This window comes from Chroococcidiopsis sp. CCALA 051, from assembly GCF_003015105.1.
Classification (GTDB): domain Bacteria; phylum Cyanobacteriota; class Cyanobacteriia; order Cyanobacteriales; family Chroococcidiopsidaceae; genus Chroococcidiopsis; species Chroococcidiopsis thermalis.
In genome coordinates, this window is record NZ_PYCI01000109.1 from 1 (window position 1) to 23,124 (window position 23,124).

Annotated in this window: 16 protein-coding genes and 1 pseudogene; 8 read left to right on the plus strand and 9 right to left on the minus strand. The window is 46.9% G+C overall.

Annotated features, from left to right (window positions below; genetic code table 11):
* Together C7Y66_RS22190 and C7Y66_RS22195 are read right to left on the minus strand one after the other, a co-directional pair.
* On the minus strand, positions 1 to 1,570 hold a 1,570-nt coding region (locus C7Y66_RS22190), incomplete at its 3' end, for an efflux RND transporter permease subunit (protein ID WP_199197573.1).
* Between the two features lie 50 nt (positions 1,571 to 1,620).
* On the minus strand, positions 1,621 to 2,949 hold the full coding sequence (locus tag C7Y66_RS22195; protein ID WP_106547257.1) for an efflux RND transporter periplasmic adaptor subunit: 1,329 nt from the start codon (positions 2,947 to 2,949) through the stop codon (positions 1,621 to 1,623).
* A 366-nt stretch (positions 2,950 to 3,315) separates the two neighbouring features.
* Between C7Y66_RS22195 and C7Y66_RS22200 the strand changes: the two genes are divergently transcribed.
* Both C7Y66_RS22200 and ribBA read left to right on the plus strand, forming a co-directional pair.
* Positions 3,316 to 4,137, plus strand: coding sequence for a PEP-CTERM sorting domain-containing protein (locus C7Y66_RS22200; protein WP_106547258.1), 822 nt, complete (start codon positions 3,316 to 3,318; stop codon positions 4,135 to 4,137).
* 143 nt (positions 4,138 to 4,280) lie between these two features.
* Positions 4,281 to 5,957, plus strand: a complete 1,677-nt coding sequence (ribBA, locus tag C7Y66_RS22205; protein WP_106169263.1) for a bifunctional 3,4-dihydroxy-2-butanone-4-phosphate synthase/GTP cyclohydrolase II — start codon at positions 4,281 to 4,283, stop codon at positions 5,955 to 5,957.
* Positions 5,958 to 6,074: 117 nt separating this feature from the next.
* Here the strand turns inward: ribBA and C7Y66_RS22210 are convergent, their stop codons facing one another.
* A complete protein-coding gene (locus tag C7Y66_RS22210; protein WP_106547259.1) occupies positions 6,075 to 8,081 on the minus strand; it encodes an ATP-binding protein in 2,007 nt (668 codons plus the stop codon).
* Positions 8,082 to 8,442: 361 nt separating this feature from the next.
* Here C7Y66_RS22210 and C7Y66_RS22215 point away from each other — a divergent pair, with 361 nt between their 5' ends.
* The gene (locus tag C7Y66_RS22215; protein WP_106547260.1) at positions 8,443 to 10,620 is read left to right on the plus strand and encodes a response regulator; all 2,178 of its coding nucleotides are present in this window, start codon (positions 8,443 to 8,445) and stop codon (positions 10,618 to 10,620) included.
* Positions 10,621 to 10,733: 113 nt separating this feature from the next.
* Here the strand turns inward: C7Y66_RS22215 and C7Y66_RS22220 are convergent, their stop codons facing one another.
* On the minus strand, positions 10,734 to 12,116 hold the full coding sequence (locus C7Y66_RS22220; protein ID WP_106547261.1) for an LCP family protein: 1,383 nt from the start codon (positions 12,114 to 12,116) through the stop codon (positions 10,734 to 10,736).
* A gap of 119 nt (positions 12,117 to 12,235) precedes the next feature.
* Here C7Y66_RS22220 and C7Y66_RS22225 point away from each other — a divergent pair, with 119 nt between their 5' ends.
* From C7Y66_RS22225 to C7Y66_RS22240, 4 genes are all read left to right on the plus strand, one after another.
* A complete protein-coding gene (locus C7Y66_RS22225; RefSeq protein ID WP_015156390.1) occupies positions 12,236 to 13,297 on the plus strand; it encodes a mannose-1-phosphate guanylyltransferase in 1,062 nt (353 codons plus the stop codon).
* A gap of 187 nt (positions 13,298 to 13,484) precedes the next feature.
* Positions 13,485 to 13,781, plus strand: a complete 297-nt coding sequence (gene yidD / locus C7Y66_RS22230) for a membrane protein insertion efficiency factor YidD (RefSeq protein ID WP_106547262.1) — start codon at positions 13,485 to 13,487, stop codon at positions 13,779 to 13,781.
* Between the two features lie 112 nt (positions 13,782 to 13,893).
* Positions 13,894 to 15,543, plus strand: a complete 1,650-nt coding sequence (locus C7Y66_RS22235; protein ID WP_015156388.1) for an AarF/ABC1/UbiB kinase family protein — start codon at positions 13,894 to 13,896, stop codon at positions 15,541 to 15,543.
* Positions 15,544 to 15,638: 95 nt separating this feature from the next.
* Positions 15,639 to 16,502: a transglutaminase family protein gene (locus C7Y66_RS22240; protein WP_106547263.1), complete on the plus strand. Its 864-nt coding sequence runs from the start codon at positions 15,639 to 15,641 to the stop codon at positions 16,500 to 16,502.
* 41 nt (positions 16,503 to 16,543) lie between these two features.
* On the opposite strand, the gene C7Y66_RS22245 is transcribed toward C7Y66_RS22240, so the two are convergent.
* Entirely contained in the window at positions 16,544 to 17,203 is a 660-nt protein-coding gene (locus C7Y66_RS22245; RefSeq protein WP_106547264.1) for a glutathione S-transferase family protein, read from the minus strand.
* A 37-nt stretch (positions 17,204 to 17,240) separates the two neighbouring features.
* On the opposite strand from C7Y66_RS22245, the pseudogene C7Y66_RS33505 reads away from it, so the two are divergent.
* Positions 17,241 to 17,405, plus strand: a pseudogene (locus C7Y66_RS33505) (DUF29 family protein); the annotation flags it as partial.
* On the opposite strand, the gene msrA reads toward C7Y66_RS33505, so the two are convergent.
* The 4 genes from msrA to C7Y66_RS22275 form a co-directional block, all read right to left on the minus strand.
* Positions 17,383 to 17,865 (minus strand): peptide-methionine (S)-S-oxide reductase MsrA, encoded by a 483-nt coding sequence (gene msrA, locus C7Y66_RS22255; RefSeq protein ID WP_106547265.1) that lies wholly within the window; start codon positions 17,863 to 17,865, stop codon positions 17,383 to 17,385. The pseudogene C7Y66_RS33505 and the gene msrA overlap by 23 nt on opposite strands.
* Positions 17,866 to 17,940: 75 nt before the next feature.
* Positions 17,941 to 18,420, minus strand: coding sequence for a thiol-disulfide oxidoreductase DCC family protein (locus tag C7Y66_RS22260; RefSeq protein ID WP_106547266.1), 480 nt, complete (start codon positions 18,418 to 18,420; stop codon positions 17,941 to 17,943).
* Between the two features lie 149 nt (positions 18,421 to 18,569).
* Entirely contained in the window at positions 18,570 to 21,815 is a 3,246-nt protein-coding gene (locus C7Y66_RS22265; protein WP_106547267.1) for an efflux RND transporter permease subunit, read from the minus strand.
* A 587-nt stretch (positions 21,816 to 22,402) separates the two neighbouring features.
* Positions 22,403 to 23,124 (minus strand): dicarboxylate/amino acid:cation symporter (locus C7Y66_RS22275; RefSeq protein ID WP_146149848.1); only part of this gene is annotated, 722 nt, incomplete at its 5' end.

Consider the following 23,124-nt stretch of genomic DNA (forward strand, 5'->3'; position numbering starts at 1 on the left):
GTCCCCGACTCTGTACGGGCGCACAGCCGTGCGCCCCTACCGACTCCCGATTCCCGTCTCCCAGCATTTGCATTGCTTCGTGCTGTTTGAGAAACAAGCCAGACAGCATCGGTACTAAAGTTAATGCAGCAAATAGAGAAAATAGGGAAGCACAAGAAAGGGCGATCGCCATATCTGCAAATAACTGTCCGGCTTCCCCCTGTACCATAATTAAAGGAACGAACACCACAACGTTAGTCAGGGTAGAACCTAACATTGCGCCCCAAACTTCTTGAGTTCCATCGATCGCGGCGCGAACTGCTCCTTTTCCCTGCTGCATGTGGGTAAAAACATTCTCAATCACGACGATCGCGTTGTCTACAACCATCCCCACGGCAAACGCCAATCCCGCCAAGCTAATAATGTTGAGAGATCGCCCCAAAAATGCCATGACGATGAATACTGTGATTAAGGTTGTAGGAATAGTGAGGGCAACGACTGCTACCGTCCGCATCGAACCCAAAAATAGAATTAATACGGCTGTTGCTAGCAGCGCTCCACTAACTAAGTTCCCTTGTACCAAGGCGATCGACTGTCCGATGTAGTCATTCTCATCGTAGTTGTAGACGAAGCGAATACCTTCTCCTTGGCGATCGAACTGGGCTTCCAATTCTGCTAGAGTTGCCCTCACTCCCCTAGATGTCTCCGGTACGTTTGCCCCAACGCGCCGGATAATTCCAATTGCCACGGCAGGAGTATTGTTAAAAACTAAAGCACTCTCTAGAGGTTTGCGCCCCATTTGTACGGTTGCCACATCCCGCATGTAGACTGTACCCGACTGGTCGCGCCGCAGCACAAATTCAGCGATTTGTTGTATGTCTTGCGATCGGCTGAGAGTTCGCACGCGGTATTCTCGTCTACCTAACGTTAGGGGACCGCCGCGAATGTCGCGATTGTTTTCCCGTAACACCCGCACGACATCGCCTATGGTCAGATTGCGATCGAATAAAGCTTTGGGGTCAACCCTCACCTCAACTTCTCGTTCCCTACCCCCAGGAATGATAAACTGCCCTACGCCTTCGACTCGGCGCAATCTCGGTACGATAACTTCTTCGGCTAAATCGCGGTAGCGATCGGGATTGCTCTGAAAACCTTGTCTCGGAGCGAGGACAACCCACATCATCGGCGAACTATTACCCCCAACCATCTCGACATCAGACTCATTAACTTCTGCGGGGAGTTCCTCAACTTGTTGCAATTTATTTAACACGTCCACCATCCGCTCGTTCACATCGCTGTTCCAAGTAAACTCAAGCGTGATGGCACTAGTACCAGGACGAGAACTGCTGGTAATTTCCTGTACCCCTAAGACTTCCTCCATCCGTTCTTCGATCGGACGAGTGACGAGATCTTCTACCTCTGTGGGAGCCGCACCAGGATATGTGGTAGTAATTGTGATTTCAGGGCGATCGCCTCCTGGTTGCAGTTCTAAAGGCAAACTTAGTAGTGAAAAGATGCCAAATACGGCAAGCAGGCAAAACAACACGAAAGTACCGTGCCGCCAGCGAACGGCTGTTTCAATCAAGTTCATGGTAATTGGTAGTTGGTAGTTGGTAGTTGGTAGTTGGTAGTTGATAGCAGTTAACTGTCAACCTTTACTACCGCTCCATCTTTTAATCCATCTCCACCCCGTACGACGATTGCTTGTCCTTGGCTCAGTTGTGGGTTGGCGATCGCCATTTTTTCGCCCATGTCTGCTACAAGTTCGACTTCTAGTTGTCTGGCTTTGCCATCAGCAACAGTAAATACGAGCCAGCGATTTTCTCGCCGAGTCAATGCATCGCGGGGGACGACAAAGCTAGGAGTATCGCTAGGCAACTGTAACTGTGCCTGTACTGCCATTCCTGGCAAGAGGTTGGCAGGGGGATTTGATAGTCTCACCCGCACTCGCTGCCGTCGAGAAGCGGTATCAGCAGATGGTACGATACCCGTTAAGGTAGTGCGATCGCGCCAGTTGGGTAGCGCCCTAGCAGTCAACTCGACGGGCATACCCGCTCTCACACTTCCGCTAAGTGATTCTGGCACTTCCAGAAATACGTCTAACTGAGTGCCATTGACCTTGGTGGCAATCTCATCACCGCTTTCTACTAAATCGCCACTGCTGACTTGTCGTGTCTGGATAACACCGCTTGATACTGCCCTGATGCGCGTGCGTTGCAAGGCTAATTCTGCTTGGTTTAATGCAGATTCGGCGGCGGCTACATTAGCTCGTTGCGCGTCAATTTCTTCACGAGTGGGACCAGCGGTGGCTTCTGCTAACTCTGCCTGGGCTTGCATTCGTTCTCCTCTAGCAGCATCTGTCCGCGATTCTGCTTCGACTAACTCTCGGCGCGAGAGTGCGCCAGTATTAACTAGACTTCTGGTTCGTTCTGAATTGTCTTGAGCTTCCTGTTCCCGCGCTTGGGCTGCTCGGACTTCGGCTTGTCTTTGGGCGATGATTTCCTGCCGCGTACCGACTTCTAAGCGTGCTAATTCGCTCCGAGCTTGAGCCAGTCTTGCTCTCGCTTCGGCTACAGCTAAACGCTGATCTGCATCGTCAAGGATGGCTACAACCATACCAGAAGTGATGCGATCGCCTGGTTGGACTAACACTTGTTGCACGACTCCTGATGTTCTGGTGCGGACTGTAGCGCTCTCGCTTGCCTCGACTTGCCCTAACATACTAGTGCTTCGAGTTGCCGTGCCTGATGCTAGGGCGATTGTCTCTATGGGACGAGGTGGTTGCGGTTTTGCTGCCGCTGGTGCAGTGGCTTGGCTGGCAGGAGTTAATCCCCGCCCCAGTCCAACTCCTCCAACTCCGACTAGAAGCATGAGTAGCAGCCACCACCGTTTCTGGGAGCGGGGTGACGGCGGCGGAGTCTGCAATTCTTCTCGGTTTGAAACGGAAACTTGGGAATCAGAGGTTGGCACGCTCGATACTCCTATCTCAAGAGTTAACGTTTAATTGTTGACCGTTGACACTCGTAATGCTGTTTTTGTCAAGCTGTTTTTGTTAACTATCTATGCAGCATGGCAAAGGTTGGTCAGTAGCATGAAGTTTGATGGATAAATGTGACATCAATATGACACATTTATTAAATTTTCCTTAAACCTCAATTCGCAAGCTTGAATTACGTAAGTTTCACGAAATAATTTATACTGCCAATAGCTAAATCACATAGAGTTTGCTGTCACTACTGCCAGTAACGGAACCATCGGTACTGGTGTGCTGTCAGTGAGAAAAATTGCTCTATGTACGCAAGTTAGTCTTTTGAGATTGATGTGAGGAAAATTTTCGTGCCAAAATTAAAATTAGCTCAAAAAATAGCGCCAGCGATCGTGCCGCTTGCGCCTTTAGTTTTTACTTTAGCAGCTACTCCAACTATTGCTGCCACTTTTGCTAGTTCTGAATCTACAGTTATAATTGACAATTTTAGCCATAATCCCTTCGATAGCGAGGTAATTACTGACACTTTTACGAATACTTTTGCCACAGATGGCAACGTGAATGCTAGTACAGATGCAATAGCAAACTTTATTACGGAACCACCATCTGCTTTTAACTCATCATTTAGTAGTACTGATGGTACTGGCAACAACTACTCCGGTACGGCAGACAGTTTTGCTGGAGTTTTAGGTAATTTTAGCGTCAATAGTGGCGAAACTTTTTCTTTTAATTTCGATGCCAATTTAAATTTAACAACATCCATAGACAATCCACAAACTGAAACTGCGATCGCTGACGGTACGGTTTCTTTTGCCTTATATGATACTAGTAATGTAGATAGTTGGACGCTTCTAGACTCATTTACAATTTCAGGAAATGTGACTTCTGGAAACAACGATTTTCTCAATTTTAATTCCAGTGATGGGACTCAATTAAATCTGAGTAATATTAGTTTGACGACAAATTTTGGTGGCGATCGAGAATCTGCATCAGCTTCAACTGAAGGTCTCTTTTCTCGTACTTTCGATCGCGTGACAAACTTAACCTTAGTAGAAGTCAAGGAAAATCGATCTACTGTTGCCGTACCGGAACCTTCGATTGCTGTTGGCACTGTTTTAGGTATCTTTGCCTTGGGATATCGAGCCTGGAATCGGCGAGTCGGGGTGAAATAATAGCTACGTGAGTAAGGGCGCACTGCTATGCGTTCCTACAAATCGCGGATCTCATTTAATTGAAAATGGTTAGATCTCCTTTTATCCCTAGTCCAGTTAAAGCGGCTAAAATCAGAGATAGATTTTGTTTGTGATGTATTTTTGTGCAGCCTCAGAACGCTTCTAATCAATCTTTTGTGTTTGACTCGATCGATGCCGCTCTCGCCGACCTTAAAGCTGGACGCTCTATTGTTGTAGTAGATGACGAAAATCGCGAGAATGAGGGCGACCTCATTTGTGCCGCTCAGTTTGCGACCCCAGACACGATCAATTTCATGGCAGTGGAGGCGCGGGGATTAATCTGTTTGGCAATGACGGGCGAGCGCTTAGACGAACTCGATTTACCGTTGATGGTAACCAATAACACCGACAGCAACCAAACTGCTTTTACAGTAAGTATCGATGCTGCAACACATTTAGGCGTGACGACGGGTATTTCTGCTGAGGATCGCGCCCGCACGATTCAAGTAGCGATTAACCCCGCCACGAAACCCTCAGATCTGCGCCGTCCCGGTCATATTTTTCCCATCCGCGCTAGGACGGGTGGAGTCCTCAAACGTGCCGGACATACAGAAGCAGCGATCGATTTAGCTCAATTAGCAGGGCTGTATCCGGCGGGGGTGATCTGTGAAATTCAAAACCCCAATGGTTCAATGGCACGGTTGAATCAGTTGATGGAATACGCCAAACATCACCAACTGAAAATTATTAGTATTGCCGATCTGATTAGCTATCGCTTGCAAAACGAGCGATTTGTGACTCGCGAGACTATTGCTCAATTACCGACTTCCTTCGGTGAATTTCAGATCTATGCTTATCGCAACAGCGTAGATAACTCCGAACACGTAGCAATTGTTAAAGGCGATCCGGCTCAATTTCGCGATCGCCCCGTGATGGTGCGGATGCATTCAGAATGTCTCACGGGCGATGCTTTGGGTTCGCTGCGCTGCGACTGTCGGATGCAACTACAAGCAGCTTTGAAAACGATCGAACATGCAGGCGCGGGAGTCGTTGTTTATCTGCGTCAAGAGGGAAGAGGCATTGGCTTAATTAACAAATTGAAGGCGTATTCCCTGCAAGACATGGGGCTAGACACCGTAGAAGCCAACGAACGCCTCGGCTTTCCCGCTGACTTGCGTAACTACGGGGTAGGGGCGCAAATTCTCAACGATCTGGGCGTGAAACAAATTCGGTTAATTACCAACAATCCCCGCAAAATTGCCGGGTTGAAGGGGTACGGTTTAGAAGTCGTCGATCGCGTGCCGCTGCTGATTGAAGCTAACGATTACAACTCTAACTACCTTGCCACCAAAGCCAGCAAGCTAGGGCATATGCTCTTACAAACATACTTGGTTGCTGTGGCAATTCACTGGCAAGAAGAATCTTTATCTGTCACGCAACGTTACGAACGGTTAGAAAAGCTACGACACATAGTCAGGACACATGATTTGCTATTGCAGGAAGAGGCACGACCGTTAGCAGTAGCACTGTTCGGTCAACCTTCCCTAACATTTCACGTTGGCTTAGATCAACCCGAACTAGCTACACCAGACTGGTATCAGCAACCAAATCATCCTTATCTAAAGGCGATCGCGCAAATTCTCGACAGCATATCAACCTTACCCTACGTCCAGCGACTAGAATTTCTCGTTGCCCCCGGTCACGATCCACTCACGGGTCTGCAAGTCCAACTAAACCGACACAACATTGGTACTGACATCTCACCTTCTGCCATCTTCGACCGACTAGAAACCCAGAAGATTTATTGTTTTGGGTGTTAGTTGTCATTGGTCAGTGACTAGCGGCTGGTGGCTAGTGGCTGGTAGTAAATAAAGTGTGGGAAGTGTGGGAGGACACTCGAAGAATCTTCCCCCCGCTCTCCCTTGTCTCCCTGCTCCCTACTCCCTGCTCCCTGCTCCCTCATAAAGAGGTAATTCAATCCAAAAGCGGCTTCCTTGCCCTAGTTGCGATTCTACGCCGACGCAGCCGCCCATGCGTTCGATGCTTTTACGCACGATCGCTAAGCCGATGCCCGTACCTGGATAAGTTTCAATTCCGTGCAGGCGCTCGAAAATGCGGAAGATTCGTTCGGTATCGCTTGATGCAATTCCGATGCCGTTATCGATAATCCACAGGCGCACCCATTGCTGTCGATCGCGTTGGGCGAGCTGGTATTTGATTTCAGCCTGCGGACGGCTTTCTGGTTTGATAAACTTGAGGGCATTACTGAGCAAATTGGCGATCGCTTGGGTTAGGGTGGGGCTATGTGCCAAAACGGTTGGTAGAGGTGTTGTGACTGTAATTTCTGCCTGCTTTTCTTGTAAATTCATTTCTAATTGTTTGCAGGCAGATTCGATCGTTGCCATTAATGCGACGGGTTGTAAGGTAATTTTCGTGCGCGTCAGCTGGCTGTAGGCTAGTAACTCGGTAATCAGCCGATCCATCTGCACTGCGTCTGCGGTAATTGACTGAAGATATTCGTTACCCAGGTCATCAAGGCGATCGCTATAATCTTCTTGCAATGCTTGGGCAAATCCTCGGATCGTCCGTAGTGGTGCGCGTAAATCGTGGGAAACCGAATAAGCAAAAGCTTCTAATTCTCGATTGATCTCCTGAAGTTGTGCCGTGCGATCGCTTACTTTTTGTTCTAAGGTGGCGTTGAGTTGCTGAATTTCGGCGGCGGCGTGTTGACGTTCGGTTAATTGAATTTGCAATTGTTCGTTACTGAGATTGAGTTGCTGCTGTTGCTCGAATAAAGTGCGGACGAGATGCTTTAACGAACGAGATAGTCGCCCAATTTCATCGCTGCTGGTAATTAAAGGTAGTTCTGTATTTGCGTTCCCTTGACGCAGACGATCTGCTGCTGTTGCGATCGCGAGTAAGGGATAGGTGAGGCGACGCATGATAAACCATCCAGCAATGGCGAATAATATCCCTAATGTCAGATCTTGAGTAAAAATCTGGCGTTGTAATGTCCGCACGGGTGCAAGTGCGAGATCGGCTTGTTGCCTCACCACAACCGTCCAACCGAGTCCTGGGTAATTGCGATACCCTGTACTGCGGGCAAAACCCGTGAGATAGAGATCGCCATCCGACCATGTTTCGAGCGCGTAGCCGTTGCCTTGCTGTTGCAATGTCTGTAAATTAGGCAGCGAGGGAACTCGTTCTTGCAACTCGATAGGTGCGAGTAGCACTTTGCCAGAGGCACTAAAAATAAAAACTTCCACCTGCGATCGATTTTGTAGCGGTTGCAGTAATGAGTCTCGAATTTCTTTTGCCCACGTCCAACTGAGATGAGCGCCTAGCACACCTGCATACTGACCCGCCGAGTCAGTCACGGGAGCTGAGATGTCAATAAATCGTAAGGGTTCGTTGGTTGGATTTGGCAGCAGCTTGGCTAAGAGCATGGCTTCGTGAACGTCGCCCACCGCTGCTTGAGTACGGGCGTTTTGAAACCACGGTCGTCGAGCGACGCTGAGATTTTCTAACAGCTTACCCGTACTGACGAGCACCTTACCTGTGGCATCTGTCAAGCCAATCCAGCTATAAGTGGGATAGGTGCTTTGTAGCCTGTCGAGCAGCGATCGCTTTTGGGATCGAGGAGAATTGGGATTGCTGAGTAAATCTAGCTCTGTCAGGTTTTGGATCTCGCGATAGCGCTCGAACATACCGCGATCGAGTTTGTCAGATACTTGGTATGCTAACTGCTCTAACGCAATGCCAGCATCAGTTTTGACGCGATCGCTCGCCGTAGCACTGACCGTAATACTCGCCATGATTGCCATGACTAGCGCAATACTACATATTGTTAAGCCTAGCCGCGCCCTCAAGCTTTGACGCGGATCGAACCGCTTAGCAACGCGATCGAGCAGTTTTTCTGAAGCCAAAACTTGATGAAATGCCATCGGCGTATTTTCTAGTCCAAACTATTTTAGTGAGTGATTTTATGTTGATTTAGACCGATTTTAGCTTTCTTGCCCCGTCGCATCCCAAAATTGCATTGCGATAGTATATAGACGAGTTATTGCTACTTTTTTAGTTCTTTTTCAGTTTTTTAATAATAAGCCGATGTTATTATTTTCTTGCGATATAATGCAAGCGGAATTATTAAAAGAGCACTACCAATTGCTAAAAATTGTATAATTTGTTGCGGACAATCGATTGCTAAAACTTTCTTAACGACATACCTTAAATTAATCTTCTTTTAATAAGATTTGGATAATGCCATATTACTAAAAATGCTAAAGGAAAAAAATAAAAAATCGAATGTTACGTATTCTGTTGATAGACGATAATCCCAGCGATCGCAAGCTCGAAAGTCGCGAACTTCAACGCGAGTTTGCTGAAATAGAAATTCAAACGGCGATCGATGCGGCTGAGTTTGAACGCGCTTTAGCAGCAGGCGGATTCGATCTCGTCATCACAGATCATCAATTGCATTGGAGCGATGGACTAGCTATTTTAGATGCAGTCAAAACTAAGTATCCCGATTGTCCGGTGATTTTGTTTACGGATAGCGGTACGGAAGAAGTTGCCGTGACTGCCATGAAACGGGGAGCGACAGATTACATCCGCAAGGGAAAACCTTATCGCCTGGCGATCGCCGTGCGCGAAGCTCTAGAAAAGCAAAACCTGCGGCAGGAACGCGCCAAAGCGATCGAACAAATGCAGCTTTCAGAAGCGAATTTACGATTTGCGCTTGAAGCAGCCGATCTCACTGCCTATACTTGGAACCTGCAAACCGGAGAAGTTCGCCGTTTGGAGAATGCGGGTAACATATCGGACATTGGTGACGGCGAGATCGTGGGGACATTCGAGCAAGTGTTGAATCTCGTTCATCCCGACGATCGAGAGCTATTTCAAACTGAGATTCAAACTGCCATCAACAGGGGAACCTATAGTTGCGAATTTCGCATTCTAAAACCAGATGGATCGATTGCATGGGTTTTAGATCGAGGGCGGGCGATTTACGATCGCTCAGGAAACGCAATAGGATTGTTTGGTATTGCCTGGGAGATCACGCAACGCAAACAACTCGAACAAGAACAAGCGCGGCTATTCGAGTTAGAGCAAGTTGCCCGTAATGCTGCTGAATCTGCCAACCGGATTAAAGACGAGTTTCTCGCCATGCTTTCGCATGAATTGCGATCGCCACTGAATGCAATTTTAGGTTGGGCGACAATTCTCGAATCGGGACGACGAGATGAAACAACACTACAGCGGGCAATTAGTACGATCTTGCGCAACGCTCAAGTACAAACTCAATTGATTGAAGACCTGCTCGACGTGTCTCGCATCGTTCAGGGTAAATTGAAGTTACAGTTTATTCCACTCAATTTAGCTACCCCAATTCAAGCCGCGATCGAAACAGTTGAGTTGAGCGCTCAAGCCAAATCAATCGATTTACAGATCTTCCTCGATCGCGATCCAGGATTTGTTTATGGCGATCCCAATCGGTTACAACAAGTTGTCTGGAATTTACTCACAAATGCGATTAAATTCACGCCATTTGGTGGGCGGGTTGAAGTGTGCTTGTCACTGGAAGGGAGCAGGGGGGAGAAGAGAGCTGAAAGAGCTGAGGGAGCAAGTCGCTCTTTCGCAGTCGCAAGTCGCAAGTCGCAAGCCACGCACCACTCCTATGCTCAAATTACAGTTAGCGACACTGGTAAAGGTATCGAGCCTGAGTTTTTACCATATGTATTCGAGTTATTTCGGCAAGCGGATGCTTCGACTACCCGCAACTACAAGGGGCTAGGACTTGGCTTGGCGATCGTGCGCTATCTGGTGGAAATGCACGGCGGTTCGGTAGCCGTCGAGAGCCTGGGAGAAGGACAGGGAGCCACGTTTACAGTATTATTGCCTTTGATGGGGATGGAAAATCGGGAGTCGGTAGGGGCGCACAGCAGTGCGCCCGTACTGGGGAATCGGGAGCCGGACATGGAGGACAAGGGAGACAAGGAAGAAGCCAAAGCGATCTTTCTCCCTCAGCTCCCTCAGCTTCCTGGGCTCCCTCAGCTCTCTTCTTCTCTCACTCCTCCATTACCGCTCAATAACTTGCGCGTGTTGGTCGTTGATGACGAACCAGATAGCTGTGAAGTGATTGCAGTGATTTTACAAACGAGCGGTGCAAAGACGTATACTGCTGGCTCAGTACAAGCAGCTTTGCAAGCCCTAGAAGCTTTCCAGCCAGATTTGCTAGTCAGTGACATAGGAATGCCGGGAGAAGATGGATATGCGTTGATCCGTCAGCTCAGAACGAAAACAACAGCACATCGGCAGATTCCGGCGATCGCAATGACAGGATTTGCCAGACTTGAGGATCGGACTCAAGCGATCGCGGCTGGCTTTCAACGTCATTTACCTAAACCCATCGATCCAGACACGCTGATTGCCGTAGTTACAGATTTAATTCAAGAGATAGGTAAGACATTTAATAGTTGGTAGTTGGTAGTTGGTAGTTGGTAGTTGCGTTGTGTGTGTTGCGGTGCGGTGTGGTGCGAGATCGAAAGTGGCGAGAGGCAAATTTTGACTTCTGACTTTTGACTTTTGACTTTTGCTCACCGCCAGTCTTTACCAACACGGATTGTGAGCGAAGAATCCAAATCGCCGATCGCGGCGGCTTCAATGTTTCCGATACCTAAGATTTGCTGAATTTTAGCTGCTGCTGCGGTATCGCCTCTTTGAGCGATGATATTTGTCTGGCGCTGAATATCCGACCAATCGGAGACTGCATAGACGTTGGTAAAGCCTTTTTGCTTGAGATAGCGGACGACTTTTTGACTCAATTCGGGTTTGCCCGAAGCATTTTGCACGGCAATTTTCAGGCTTGTCAGCGGTTTGGGTTTGGGTGCAGCCCCCATCGTAGAAGTACCGAAGTACTGACTCATAATCTGGTCTTGACCTGAAGTATAGAGCCAATAGCTGCTGGGGTCTTGACTGTATGGGCTGAGATCTCCTGGTAATAGCAGCATTTGCCAGTGTTCCGGCTTCATTTGAACGCTAAAACGCACGATTGCCCGCAGTTCTTCTGGGCTGAGATTGGTTTCAACCGCAGTTTGCATAATTTTGGTAATTTCCGGCAGTTGGGGTAGTATTGCCGGACTGGTAAGGCGATCGCGCAAAGCTGCAATCAACATCTGCTGGCGCTGGACGCGATCGAGATCTCCCTGGTTTGAGGCGCGGAAACGAGCAAACTGTTCTGCTTGTTCCCCACTTAAAGTTTGCCAGCCTTGTTCTAGATCGATCTGCAACCGTTGCGTCCGGTCTTGGTATGCCATGCGTTCGGGAACAAATACCTCAATCCCTCCCATTCGATCTACTAATTGCCGCAAAGCATCTGCGTTAATGCTGAGGTAGCGATCGATCGGAACATTGTTTAACGTGCGGCTGACAACTCGCGCTGCTAAAGGTGCGCCTCCTAAGGCATAAGCGCGAGAAATTTTATCTAGACCGAGCTTGGGTAAGACAACTTGACTATCTTTAGGAATTGAAAGTACCCTGATGGCTGGGCGAGCGGGGTTGAAGCGGATTAACAGCATTGTATCGCTAGTCCCAGTTGCCGACGCAGATTTAGGATTATACCCGATGGTGCTAGGAGGAGGTTCGATACCCAGAACGAGAATATTTACCGGACGGGAGAGATTGTAGGGCAAGCCATTGCGGAGGAAAGTACTACGCGGTTGCGGAGAGTCTCTAGATAGCAAGTCAGAAGAAGTGCGACTGCCCCAAATTGGTAGTAGCAGCGCCACCATTGCCCCTAGCAAGATCGACAGATTGACTACGCCAATCCAAAATAGGAGACGGTTTCTTGTCATCTGAAACCACAACCAACGGCGAAAAGTCAAGAAATTGTGGCGAGTGACAGACAGCGATCGCCTCACCTCCACTTCTTGCAGTTGTCGTTTCAACCGCCGATCGACTCGTTTTAGTACACCAATCACAACAACTTATTCCCCCAAGCCAAACCCTACAGAAATAGTAATCCAATAAGTTACGATTGCCTTTAGCAAAAGCAAAGTAAACTCGAAAGCAGATTTAACAATTTTTGACGCGAACGCTTATGAATGGTTCTCTCATCCCTGTGATTTTGGCTGGAGGCAAAGGCGAACGTTTTTGGCCCCTCAGCCGCAGGCATCGCCCCAAACAGTTTTTAAGTTTAGATGGTAGCGGTAAAAGTTTACTGCAAGCGACAGCCGATCGCCTCTTACCTCTAGCAGGGAATTGGGAAAATCTCTGGGTGGTGACATCAAGCCAACTTGCCGAGGGAGTAGCCGCACAACTCCCCCAGATGCCAGCCCACAACATTTTGGCAGAACCAGAAGGGCGAGATACAGCCCCAGCCGTAGCTTGGAGTACGTTGGAAATAGCGCAACGCTACGGGGAAGACGCTGTTATAGGTTTTTTTCCTGCCGATCCTTGGATTGGAGATTTGCCAGGGTTTCAACACACTCTACAAGCTGCTGCTCAATTAGCCGCCACCACAGATGCGATCGCCACACTGGGAGTTAAGCCTAGCTACCCGGCAACTGGCTACGGCTACATTGAGCAAGGCGATCGGACTGGAATTTATGGTAACTTACCTGTCTATCGCGTCAACCGCTTTACCGAAAAACCAGACCTACATACAGCCGAAGAATTTCTCTCTACGGGGCGGTTTTGCTGGAATAGCGGCATGTTTATCTTTCGAGCCGGGGTGGTACTCAAAGAACTGCATACCCACGCTCCAGACATCCTCATCCCCCTCAAACAGCAAGGCAGAGCGGCTTACTCGCAGTTGCCCAAAATTAGCATCGATTATGCTCTGATGGAGAAAACCAAACTTGCCTACGTGCTACCAGCCGACTTTGGTTGGGACGATTTAGGCGACTGGAATGCGATCGCCCGTTTGCTCCAAGGAGCAACCCCCAACGTCGAAGTCGGTCATCATGTCGGACTAGATACCGCAGGCAGCTTAGTTTATGCTGAAAACGACGAAGATGTCGTTGTGACTATTGGCTTAGAAGATGTCGTCATCGTGCGCGATCGTAACGTTACCCTCATCGTCAAGAAAGACCGCACCCAAGAAATCAAACAAGTTTTGAAATTATTGCAGGATAATCCTAAATTTAGTCATTTATTGTAAGGGGTAGTTGGTAATGGGTAATGGGTAATGGGTGGTTGCTGCACCTGAAGCCCACCTGCACACAAAGCTCCCCTTCTCCCCTGCTCCCTGCTCCCTACTCCCTGACAACTGACCACTCCCCTTGTGGCAGATGAGTTAAGTTGCTATTTAGGATAGAAATTGACTGTTGGTAGCGAGATGAATAGTTATGCTGACAAGCCAATGGGATACAGCCGTTAGAACAGCAGCGTTAGACTCAATTGAGTTCTATCAAAAATCTATTTCTCCTCGTAAAGGCTTTGATTGCTCGCACAGGATTTTGTATGGCAGCCAATCTTGCTCTGCTTATGTCAAACACTTGCTCGTGCGGCAAAGTCTATTATCAGCCATGAAATTATCAACTCAACGATTTCAGACTTGTTCCCGTGCCAGTCAAGTTCTCAAATCTCAAAAAACTGCTGCTGGCTTCCGCTGCATCGTAATTCCTTGCTGCATACCATTATGAGGGAGCAGGGAGCAGTGACTAGTAGCTAGCGACTAGAAAAGAATCTAGCCACTAGTCACTAACCACAAGCCACTTACCCATTACCCATTACCCATTACCAACTACCTAAACTGTGTTCTTAACTCAAAACACTTCTCGTCAACGAGAAATCGCCGAAATTCTGTTCCGTAACGGCTGGGACTACATGCGACGGCTGCTAACTGGGGGTAAAACAGACGAGCCTCAGTTACCGACACCAGCCGTATTACGCAAAATTCTGGTGGACTTGGGACCAGTGTATGTCAAATTCGGGCAGCTCATGTCTACCCGCCCAGATATACTACCTGCTTCCTATATTGAGGAACTGTCAACTTTACAGGATGACGTTCCACCTGTTCCTTGGTCGGAAATTGAAGTGGCGATCCGCCAACAGCTCAAAAAGCCTTTGGAAGAAACTTTTAGTAAAATTAATTTTCAACCAGTCGCCGCTGGATCGATCGGTCAAATTCATCACGCTACGTTAACAGACGGTAGAGAAGTCGCCGTTAAAGTGCAGCGTCCTGGAATTAATGCGATCGTCGCTCAAGATATCTCCTTGATTCAAGGAGTAGCTGATTTAGTAGCGCGAACTGAGTTCGGTCAGAATTACGAAATTAAATCCATAGCCACCGAATTTACAACTGCACTAGAAGCAGAACTAGACTTCACGCGAGAAGCTCATTTTGCCGAACAGTTGCGGCGCAATTTATCTGCTAGTCGGTGGTTCGATCCGCAGCAATTAGTCATAGCAGAAATTTTCTGGGATTTGACCACAGAAAAATTGTTGGTGATGGAATGGTTGGATGGAGTTCCTTTATTATCGGCAAATTTTGCCGAAAGTAATGGTAATGGTGTAACTTCAGAAATCAAGCGGCAAGAAATTACAACTTTGCTATTTCGGGCTTTTTTCCAGCAGCTTTATATTGATGGATTCTTCCATGCCGACCCGCATCCCGGCAATATTTTCTATCTCAAAGATGGGCGCGTTGCGCTGTTAGATTGCGGGATGGTAGGCAAACTCGATCCTCGGACTCAGCAAATTTTAGTAGAAATGTTGTTGGCAATTGTCGATATTGACGCTCAACGATGCAGTCAGTTGACATTACAATTGTCAGATTCAGCTCAACCCGTAATTTTATCGCGATTGGAAAACGATTACGATCGCATGTTACGGAAGTACTATAACTTAGACCTGTCTCAAATCAATTTCAGTCAAATTATTTACGAATTGTTGCAAGTTGCTCGTAACAATAAAATCCGCTTGCCGAGTAATATGGGTTTGTATGCGAAAACCCTTGCCAATTTGGAAGGATTAGCACGTCAATTTAATCCAGAAATTAATTTTCTCGATGAAGTCAAACCTTTGTTAACAGACTTGTTTCGTCGCCAGTTATTAGGCAATCGTCCTGTAGAATCTTTATTACGAACAGCCCTCGATATCAAAAGTCTTTCGCTGCAATCCCCCCGCCAGATCGAACTGTTATTAGACCGCGTGACCTCAGAGACACTGCAATGGAATTTATCGGTACGGGGATTAGATAGCATACGTCGTACCCTTGATGACTCTGCTAACCGCCTCTCGTTTAGCGTATTAGTTGGTTCGTTAATTATGGGCGCAGCGATTATTTCTTCCAAAGCCCAGACAGCACAGCTATCGTGGCTCAGTAGCGTCCTATTTGCAGTAGCAAGTTTGTTGGGATTGTGGCTGATTTTTAGTATCCTGCGATCGGGGCGTTTGCGCTAGGCTTTGTTAAAGATAGACGAGCCTGCTCAACTTTCAAATCTTCGATAAGAATCGCTCCTCATGTTCCCATTTAAGACTCACGACTCACTGCCTTAATGCAATATCAAATCAGACACAAAACAATCTACACCTACAGCCAACCAATAACTTTAGAGCCGCACACAATTCGATTGCGTCCTCGGTCGGATGGATGGCAAACGTTGCAGAACTTTGAACTAGAGATATTGCCAACTCCCGTGAGTCAGTCTCAAATTATTGATTTGGATGGCAATGCGGCAATTAAAGTTTGGTTTGGTTCGCAAACTACAGAATTATTAGAAATTCAAACGCGATCGCAAGTAGAAACTCACTGCACCAATCCGTTTGGTTTTCTGTTAGAACCGTGGGCGAATAAACTACCAATTGATTATCCAACTTCGTTGCGATCGCAACTCCAACCATATCTACAAGGATATTGGAATACAGCAGGAATAGATCCAATTGCTATTCAACTGGCACAAGAAATTCATCACGCCCAAAATGGGGAAACGGTAGGATTTTTAACAGCACTCAACGAACGAATTTATCAAAATTGTCAGCAAGTTATTCGCGAGACAGGCGCACCTTTACCTCCTAGTATTACTTGGACAGAAAAATCTGGTTCTTGTCGCGATTCGGCAATCTTATTTATGGAAGTTTGTCGTGCTATAGGTCTAGCAGCACGTTTTGTTAGTGGCTACCAAGAAGGCGACCCCGATGCAAACGATCGCCATCTTCACGCTTGGGCTGAGGTGTTCTTACCAGGCGGGGGCTGGCGGGGTTTCGACCCTACACACGGGTTAGCTGTGGCTGACGGTCACATTGCTGTAGCTGCTAGTGCCATTCCTCAAAGTGCCGCACCAGTCAAAGGTGGATACAAAGGAAAAGCACAGTCAGAGTTAAAATACAAGTTATCGATTCAACCTGCGATGGGACAATAGATTTGGTAATTGGTAATTGGTCACGCACCACGCACCACTCATCACAAATTATCGTACTGCTCTAAATGTTCTGGTTCGACTTGTGCCGCAGTTATCCAGGCTTGCATGGCAGGAAGATGCCGAATTGCTTCGGCGTAGTCTTGGCAAATCGGATCTAATTTGACTCCGTAAGTAATAAACCTGGAGACAACTGGGGCAAACATGGCATCGGCAATTGTAAAGTGACCGAATAGCAGATCGTCGTTATTATTGCCATATTTTTCGCGGCATTCGCGCCAAATTGTGGTGATGCGATCTATATCTTCTTGTACTCCTGGTTTCATCCCTTTACCAGGAAAATGACTGCGGCAATTCATGGGCATATTTTGACGCAAATTTTGAAAACCTGCGTGCATTTCGGCACTAATCGATCGCGCTAAGGCACGGGCAGCTAGTTGAGTTGGTAATAATTTAGCAGCGGGAAATTGTTCGATTAAATATTCGCAAATTGCCAAAGATTCCCAAATTGTAATATCTCCATGCTGCAATACTGGCACTTTTCCAGTCGGGCTGTAGCGAAAAATTTCTTGGCGAAATTGTGGTGTGTCGAGTGGAATTCTGATTTCGTTAAAATCTACGCCAATTTGTGTTAAAACTAGCCAAGGGCGTAGCGACCAAGAAGAGTAATTCTTATTGCCAATAACTAAAGTGAATTGTGTCATGTGTCATATTGATTTAGAGGATGACAGCGATCGCACTATGCCTAATCTCTATGAAACAGATTTCTTTGCTTGGACGCAAGCCCACGCTGAGTTACTTCGCCATCAGCAGTGGCATCACTTTGACCTGCCCAATTTAATTGATGAGATTGAATCATTGGGCAGACAACAGCGCCAAGAACTCAGGAGTCGCTTGAGTATTTTAAATTGTGTTGCCCTTTCTTCTCCAAATATTGTTGATGATAGTCTTCCGCCAGCCAATAAGTTGAAGCGGGTTGTATTTGAGTCACGATCGCCTTATCGTACTTATGCGATCGCTCTAACTGTGCTTGAGAATGTCTAGCTATCTGTTCTTGTGCGGGTGTGTGATAGAAAATGACCGAGCGATATTGTTCTCCTCGGTCTGCACCTTGTCGATTTAAACTTGTCGGATCGTGGATACTCCAGAATAAGTCGAGTAGCGTCTCATAGCTGACTACCGCAGGATCGTACTCTACTTGGCACACCTCAGCGTGTCCCGTAATCCGAGAGAGTACGTCCAAATAGCTTGGATGCTCGAAATGTCCGCCCATGTAACCAACAGAAGTTGAAATCATACCTTGACAGGTGCGAAAAGCAGCTTCTACACCCCAAAAACATCCGGCTCCAAAAGTTGCTATTGCCATAATAAGTGGTGAGTGGTGCGTGGTGAGTGATACGTGGGAAATTGTAGAGACGTTACATGTAACGTCTCTACACTGTCAAAGTTGACAACGCCCTTCGGTATTGCACTCAGTTTTTTGTTGGCGTTGGGCGACAATTGTTTTCAGATCTGGTCGTCCTGTCAGTGCTAAGCGCCAGTCAGCCCAAATTCCGTAGATGCGATCGACTATAGAACCAACTATAGGCAATTTGGTTGCAGCATAGACCCAACCCATACCCAGGATTTCGTAAACTCGGCGAAAAACTTCTACGTTTTTGACAATCGTGCCGTCAGGAAGAATAGCGTGGATGCGTCCCATTGCCGTTTCAAAGTCAACTCCACTGTTGGCTGCGGGGTTGTAATTCTCGTCTGCAATGTCTACAAACTCGACTAGTCCCCGATTGGCATCTCGTTTGCGCAAAAAATTGACCTCACGCATACACAAGGGACACTCGCTGTCATACAACAGCTTAATTTGCCAGGTCGGAGACTGTATAGCTGTTTGAGTTGCGTGAGGCTGGGTGTTTGATAACGACATATAGCGATCGCTTGATAGTTCGAGTCAGTTGTGCCACATTTAATTCGCCTAAAGATAGCAGCCAAGGGTCTTAGGAAAACTACATTTTCCCGTTTTGACTTTTGACTTTTGCCTTTTGACTTACTAACTATCTTAATAAAAGTTAATAGCTAGAAACTGCGATCGACGGGCGCTTTCCTAGAGAAGCGAGTTTCGATGGACTTGATAATGATATACAGCACGGGGATGACGAATAGACTCAACACAGTTGCAACGCACATCCCGCCGAAAGTTGCCGTTCCCAGTGATTGACGCGCCGCCGCACCGGGACCCGTAGCTATCATCAGGGGAATACCACCCGCAACCGTGGAAAAGGCTGTCATCAAAATCGGTCGCAAGCGTTCTTTCGCCGCCTCAACTGCTGACTTTGTAATACTCAATCCCTCATCGTGCAGTTGGTTGGCAAACTCGACGATCAGAATTGAGTTTTTACTTGCCATCCCAATCAGCATCACAAATCCAACTTGAGTGTAAATATCGTTGGCTGCACCTCGAACCAGAACGGCAAGTAAAGCGCCAAGAATTGCTAATGGTACTGTCAGCAGAATAATGAATGGATCGACAAAGCTTTCGTACTGGGCTGCTAGTGTCAGAAACACGAAGATTACGCCCAAACCAAAGATAAAAATTGCCTGTCCGCCAGACTCGACTTCTTCTAAAGAAAGTCCAGACCACTCATAGCCAAATCCTCTTGGTAGTGTTTCTTTTGCCACTGCTTCCATTGCTTTAATAGCTTGTCCCGAACTCACCCCTGGAGCCGGAGAACCGTTGATTTCTACCGAGCGAGATAAGTTGTAGTGGTTGATAATTGAAGGGGCGATGATTTCTTTCACGGTAACTAAGTTACCTAGCGAAATCATTTCACCCGTTTGCGCTCCTTCAGGGATGTTACGCGATTCTCCTTCGGAGACGCTGCGCGAACGCACGTACAATTTCTTAATATCTTCTGGGTTGGAACGAAACTGAGTATCAGCTTGTACGTAAACTCGATACGCTCGATTAAACTGGTTGAAGTCATTCACGTATGTAGAACCGAGAAAGGCTTGTAGGGTGTTGAAAATATCTTCCACCGGAACCCCAAGCGCGTTAGCCTTATCGCGATCGACTTCTACAGAAATTTGCGGTGTATTTGCACTGAAATTAGGACGTAAACCCGTCAGTTGCGGTCGTTCGGGAGATGGGTAAGTGTTGGCGCGATCCATAAATTGACCCAAGGCTGTACCCATCGCGTCAAACCCTAAGTTTGCCCTGTCTTGTAGGTGAAACTCAAAACCGCCAAAATTACCGACACCATTGATCGCGGGAAAGTTAAACGGAATGACAGTAGCTTCTTGAATACTCAGCATTTTTGGGAATAAACCCGAAGGCTGGGGGAAAAAGCCGCCAATAATCGCTTGTAACGATTGGTTTGCGCCTCGCCTCTCTGCCCACGGTTTAAGAGTGGTAAAAATCAAGCCGTTATTAGGTGTCGAACCGCTGAAGCTAAAACCACCGACAGCAAAAACTTGTTGCACTTCTGGCACTTCCTTGAGTATTGCCTCGGCTTTTTCTAAAACTTTTTCGGTGTAGTTAAGCGATACCCCTTCTGGTGCTTGGACGATAGTAATAAACACCCCTTGGTCTTCATCGGGAATAAAGCCTGCGGGAATGAAATTGTAGAGCCAATAAGTAAACCCTAACGCGACTGCAAATAGGGCGAGAATAATTCCCTTAGCGTTAGTCAGCTTAGAAATACTACGACTGTAAATTATTCGGGTTTTGTCGATCGCCCAGTTAATCCCATTAAAAAACCAGTTATTCGGGACTTGCCCGCGTCTGAGTAACACCGCAGACAGCATCGGCGTAAATGTCACGGCGTTGAACGTCGATACAGTAATTGAAAAGGCGATCGTCAAGGCAAACTGTCTGTATAACTGTCCGGTTGTCCCAGGAAAAAACGCCACTGGGACGAATACGGTAATCAAGACGAGAGAAGTGGCAATGACGGCACTAAACAGCGAATTCATCGAGGCGATCGCTGCATCTACAGGTCGCATCCCATCATCCTGAATCCGGCGCGTGATATCTTCGACAATCACCACCGCATCATCTACAACTAAACCCGTTGCCAGAGTTAAGCCAAAGAGAGTCAGGGTATTAATTGAAAAACCGAAGATTTTGACAAAAATAAATGTCCCGATTAAAGCTACAGGCATGGCAATTGAAATCACCAATGCCGATCGCCAATTTTGCAAGAAGATGTAAACGATAATGACGACCAATCCTACCGCTTGCAGCAGCGAGACGATCACCTCTTCCGTTCCAGCTTGGATAAATGTCGTGGTATCGAAAGCAATTTCGTAGTGCATCCCAGGCGGAAAAGTTTCTTTTAATCGCTCCATTTCCTGCTTCACAGCCGCCGCCGTATCGAGGGCGTTACTGCCAAATTGCTGATTGATGCCTAAGCCTACACCCCGGTGCGTGACGCGATCGCTTGCAGTAAACCGCAACAGAGAACTGTAATTTTCCGCACCCAACTCTGCTCGACCGATATCCCTCAGTCTGATTAAAGTGCCATCTTCAGCAGTTCTAATAACCAGGTTGTTAAATTCTTCCTCGTTCTGTAGTCTGCCTTGGGCATTAACGGCATACTGGTACAGTTGCTCGGATTTATTCGGTGGTTGTCCGATCTGTCCTGCCCCAACTTGCAGGTTTTGCTGTTGCAATGCCGCGATCGCATCTTGGGGAGTCAAGTTACGACTGGCGAGGCGATTGGGGTCGAGCCACAAGCGCATTGCATATTTGCGTTCGCCAAAGATTTCTACACCACCAACTCCTTTAATCCGTTTGAGTGCATCGGCAATGTAAAGATCGGCATAGTTGCTTAAATAAGTTTCGTCATAGATGTCTTGTTGTTTGTTTTCGTCGCGATCGGAATAAACTCCAAATGCTAGCAAAAAGTTGTTGTTAGCTTTCGTGACTTGCACGCCTGTCTGCGTCACGGGTCCAGGCAACCGCGATAGTACCGTCGATACCCGATTTTGCACGTCTACCGCTGCTAAGTCTTGGTTGCGCCCTAATTCAAATGTCAGATTGATGCTACTGGTTCCATCGTTAGCACTGGTAGATTTGATGTAACGTAAGCCTTGGATACCGTTGAGTTCTTGCTCTAAGACGTTGGTAACGGTCGATTCAACAACTGAGGCGTTTGCTCCGACATAGTTTGAAGTGACGCTGACTTGCGGCGGAGCAATCTCAGGATACTGCGCGACTGGTAATGTAGGGATAAATGCAATTCCCAGCAGGGCAATGATAATCGAACACACCGCTGCAAAGACGGGGCGTTTGATGAAAGTGTCGGAAATCGAGAAAATCATAAAGTATTATTACGAAGTCGGATGTCGGCAGTCGGAAGTTATTCACCCGACTAGAGGTCTGACATGCTTGAAATCCCGATCGGTAGCATTTTTGCTTCTCTCCATAGCTGAAGTTAGCGATGTGCGCAGGCTAATTGGTAAAGTACCCATTTTTCTCTCAATTCAGGCAAGGAGGCAAAGCCTACAAAAGCAAGATGATTTGGTTATGAATCAGAAAACAGAAAACAGAAAGCAGGGAGCAGATAAAACAACTTGAGTATAAACTCGGATGAGCGATCGCTCGCGACAGTTCCAGATACAAGAGTTTGTGAATGGATGAATTGCTAGATTGCAGTGTAATACATATACTACACAACTAGCAAATAACTTTGGGGCGATCGCGCTTTTCCTTTCAAGACGAAATTTACACCTCTTATAGGGTGAGCATTCTACGTATCTGGTAAGGTATGTTAAGCATACGATATATTCTTGTAGTCTATTATTCTGACACAAGTGAGGTACATTGCAAGGTCAAGCAGCGGACAAATGTACTAATAGTATAAAATTAGTGCTGATGTCTCAAGACGCTGTTCGAGATCGCTGTAATATCAATGTTCGGTAGTGGGTTCCACAGAGGAGCTTTCCCAATGGCTTAAGATGACCGCATTAACCGTGTTACTGACGACATTTAAAACAGTTTTCAAGCCATCCGTGAGACGATCGACACCTGCAACAAGGGCTACTCCTTCTACGGGCAGTCCGGCGGCTGAGAGTACAGTTGTCATCATAATAATTCCTGCGCCTGGTACGCCTGCGGTGCTAAATGAAACTAGAAAAGTACTGAGAGCGATCGCTAGCATTAGTGATGGAGTCAGCGGAATCTGATAGAGTTGGGCGATAAATAGAGCGTTGAATCCTTGTAAAATTGCCGAACCATCGCGTTTTAAAGCCGTACCTAAAGGAATAGCAAAACTAGCAATATCTTCGCGCATTCCATAGTTTTCTTGGGCATTTTGTAAAGCAATTGGTAGCGCTGCATTCGAGCTTGCCGTACCGAATGCTAAAGATAAAGTTGGGAAAAAACATTGAAAAAAGTGTATTGGCTTGGCTTTAAGAATGAATAGAACAAGAGCATAAAAACCAATCATAATTATCGAACCAATACACAAACCAATAACATAGACAAAAAGTTTAACAACTAATTCTAATCCTTGAGTGGCGATCGCCGAACTGATTAAAGCAAAAACTCCAATTGGAGCTGTATATAAAATCAACGATAAGATCTTCTCAAAAATAAAATAAACACTTTCTATTAAGCTAACAAAACTTG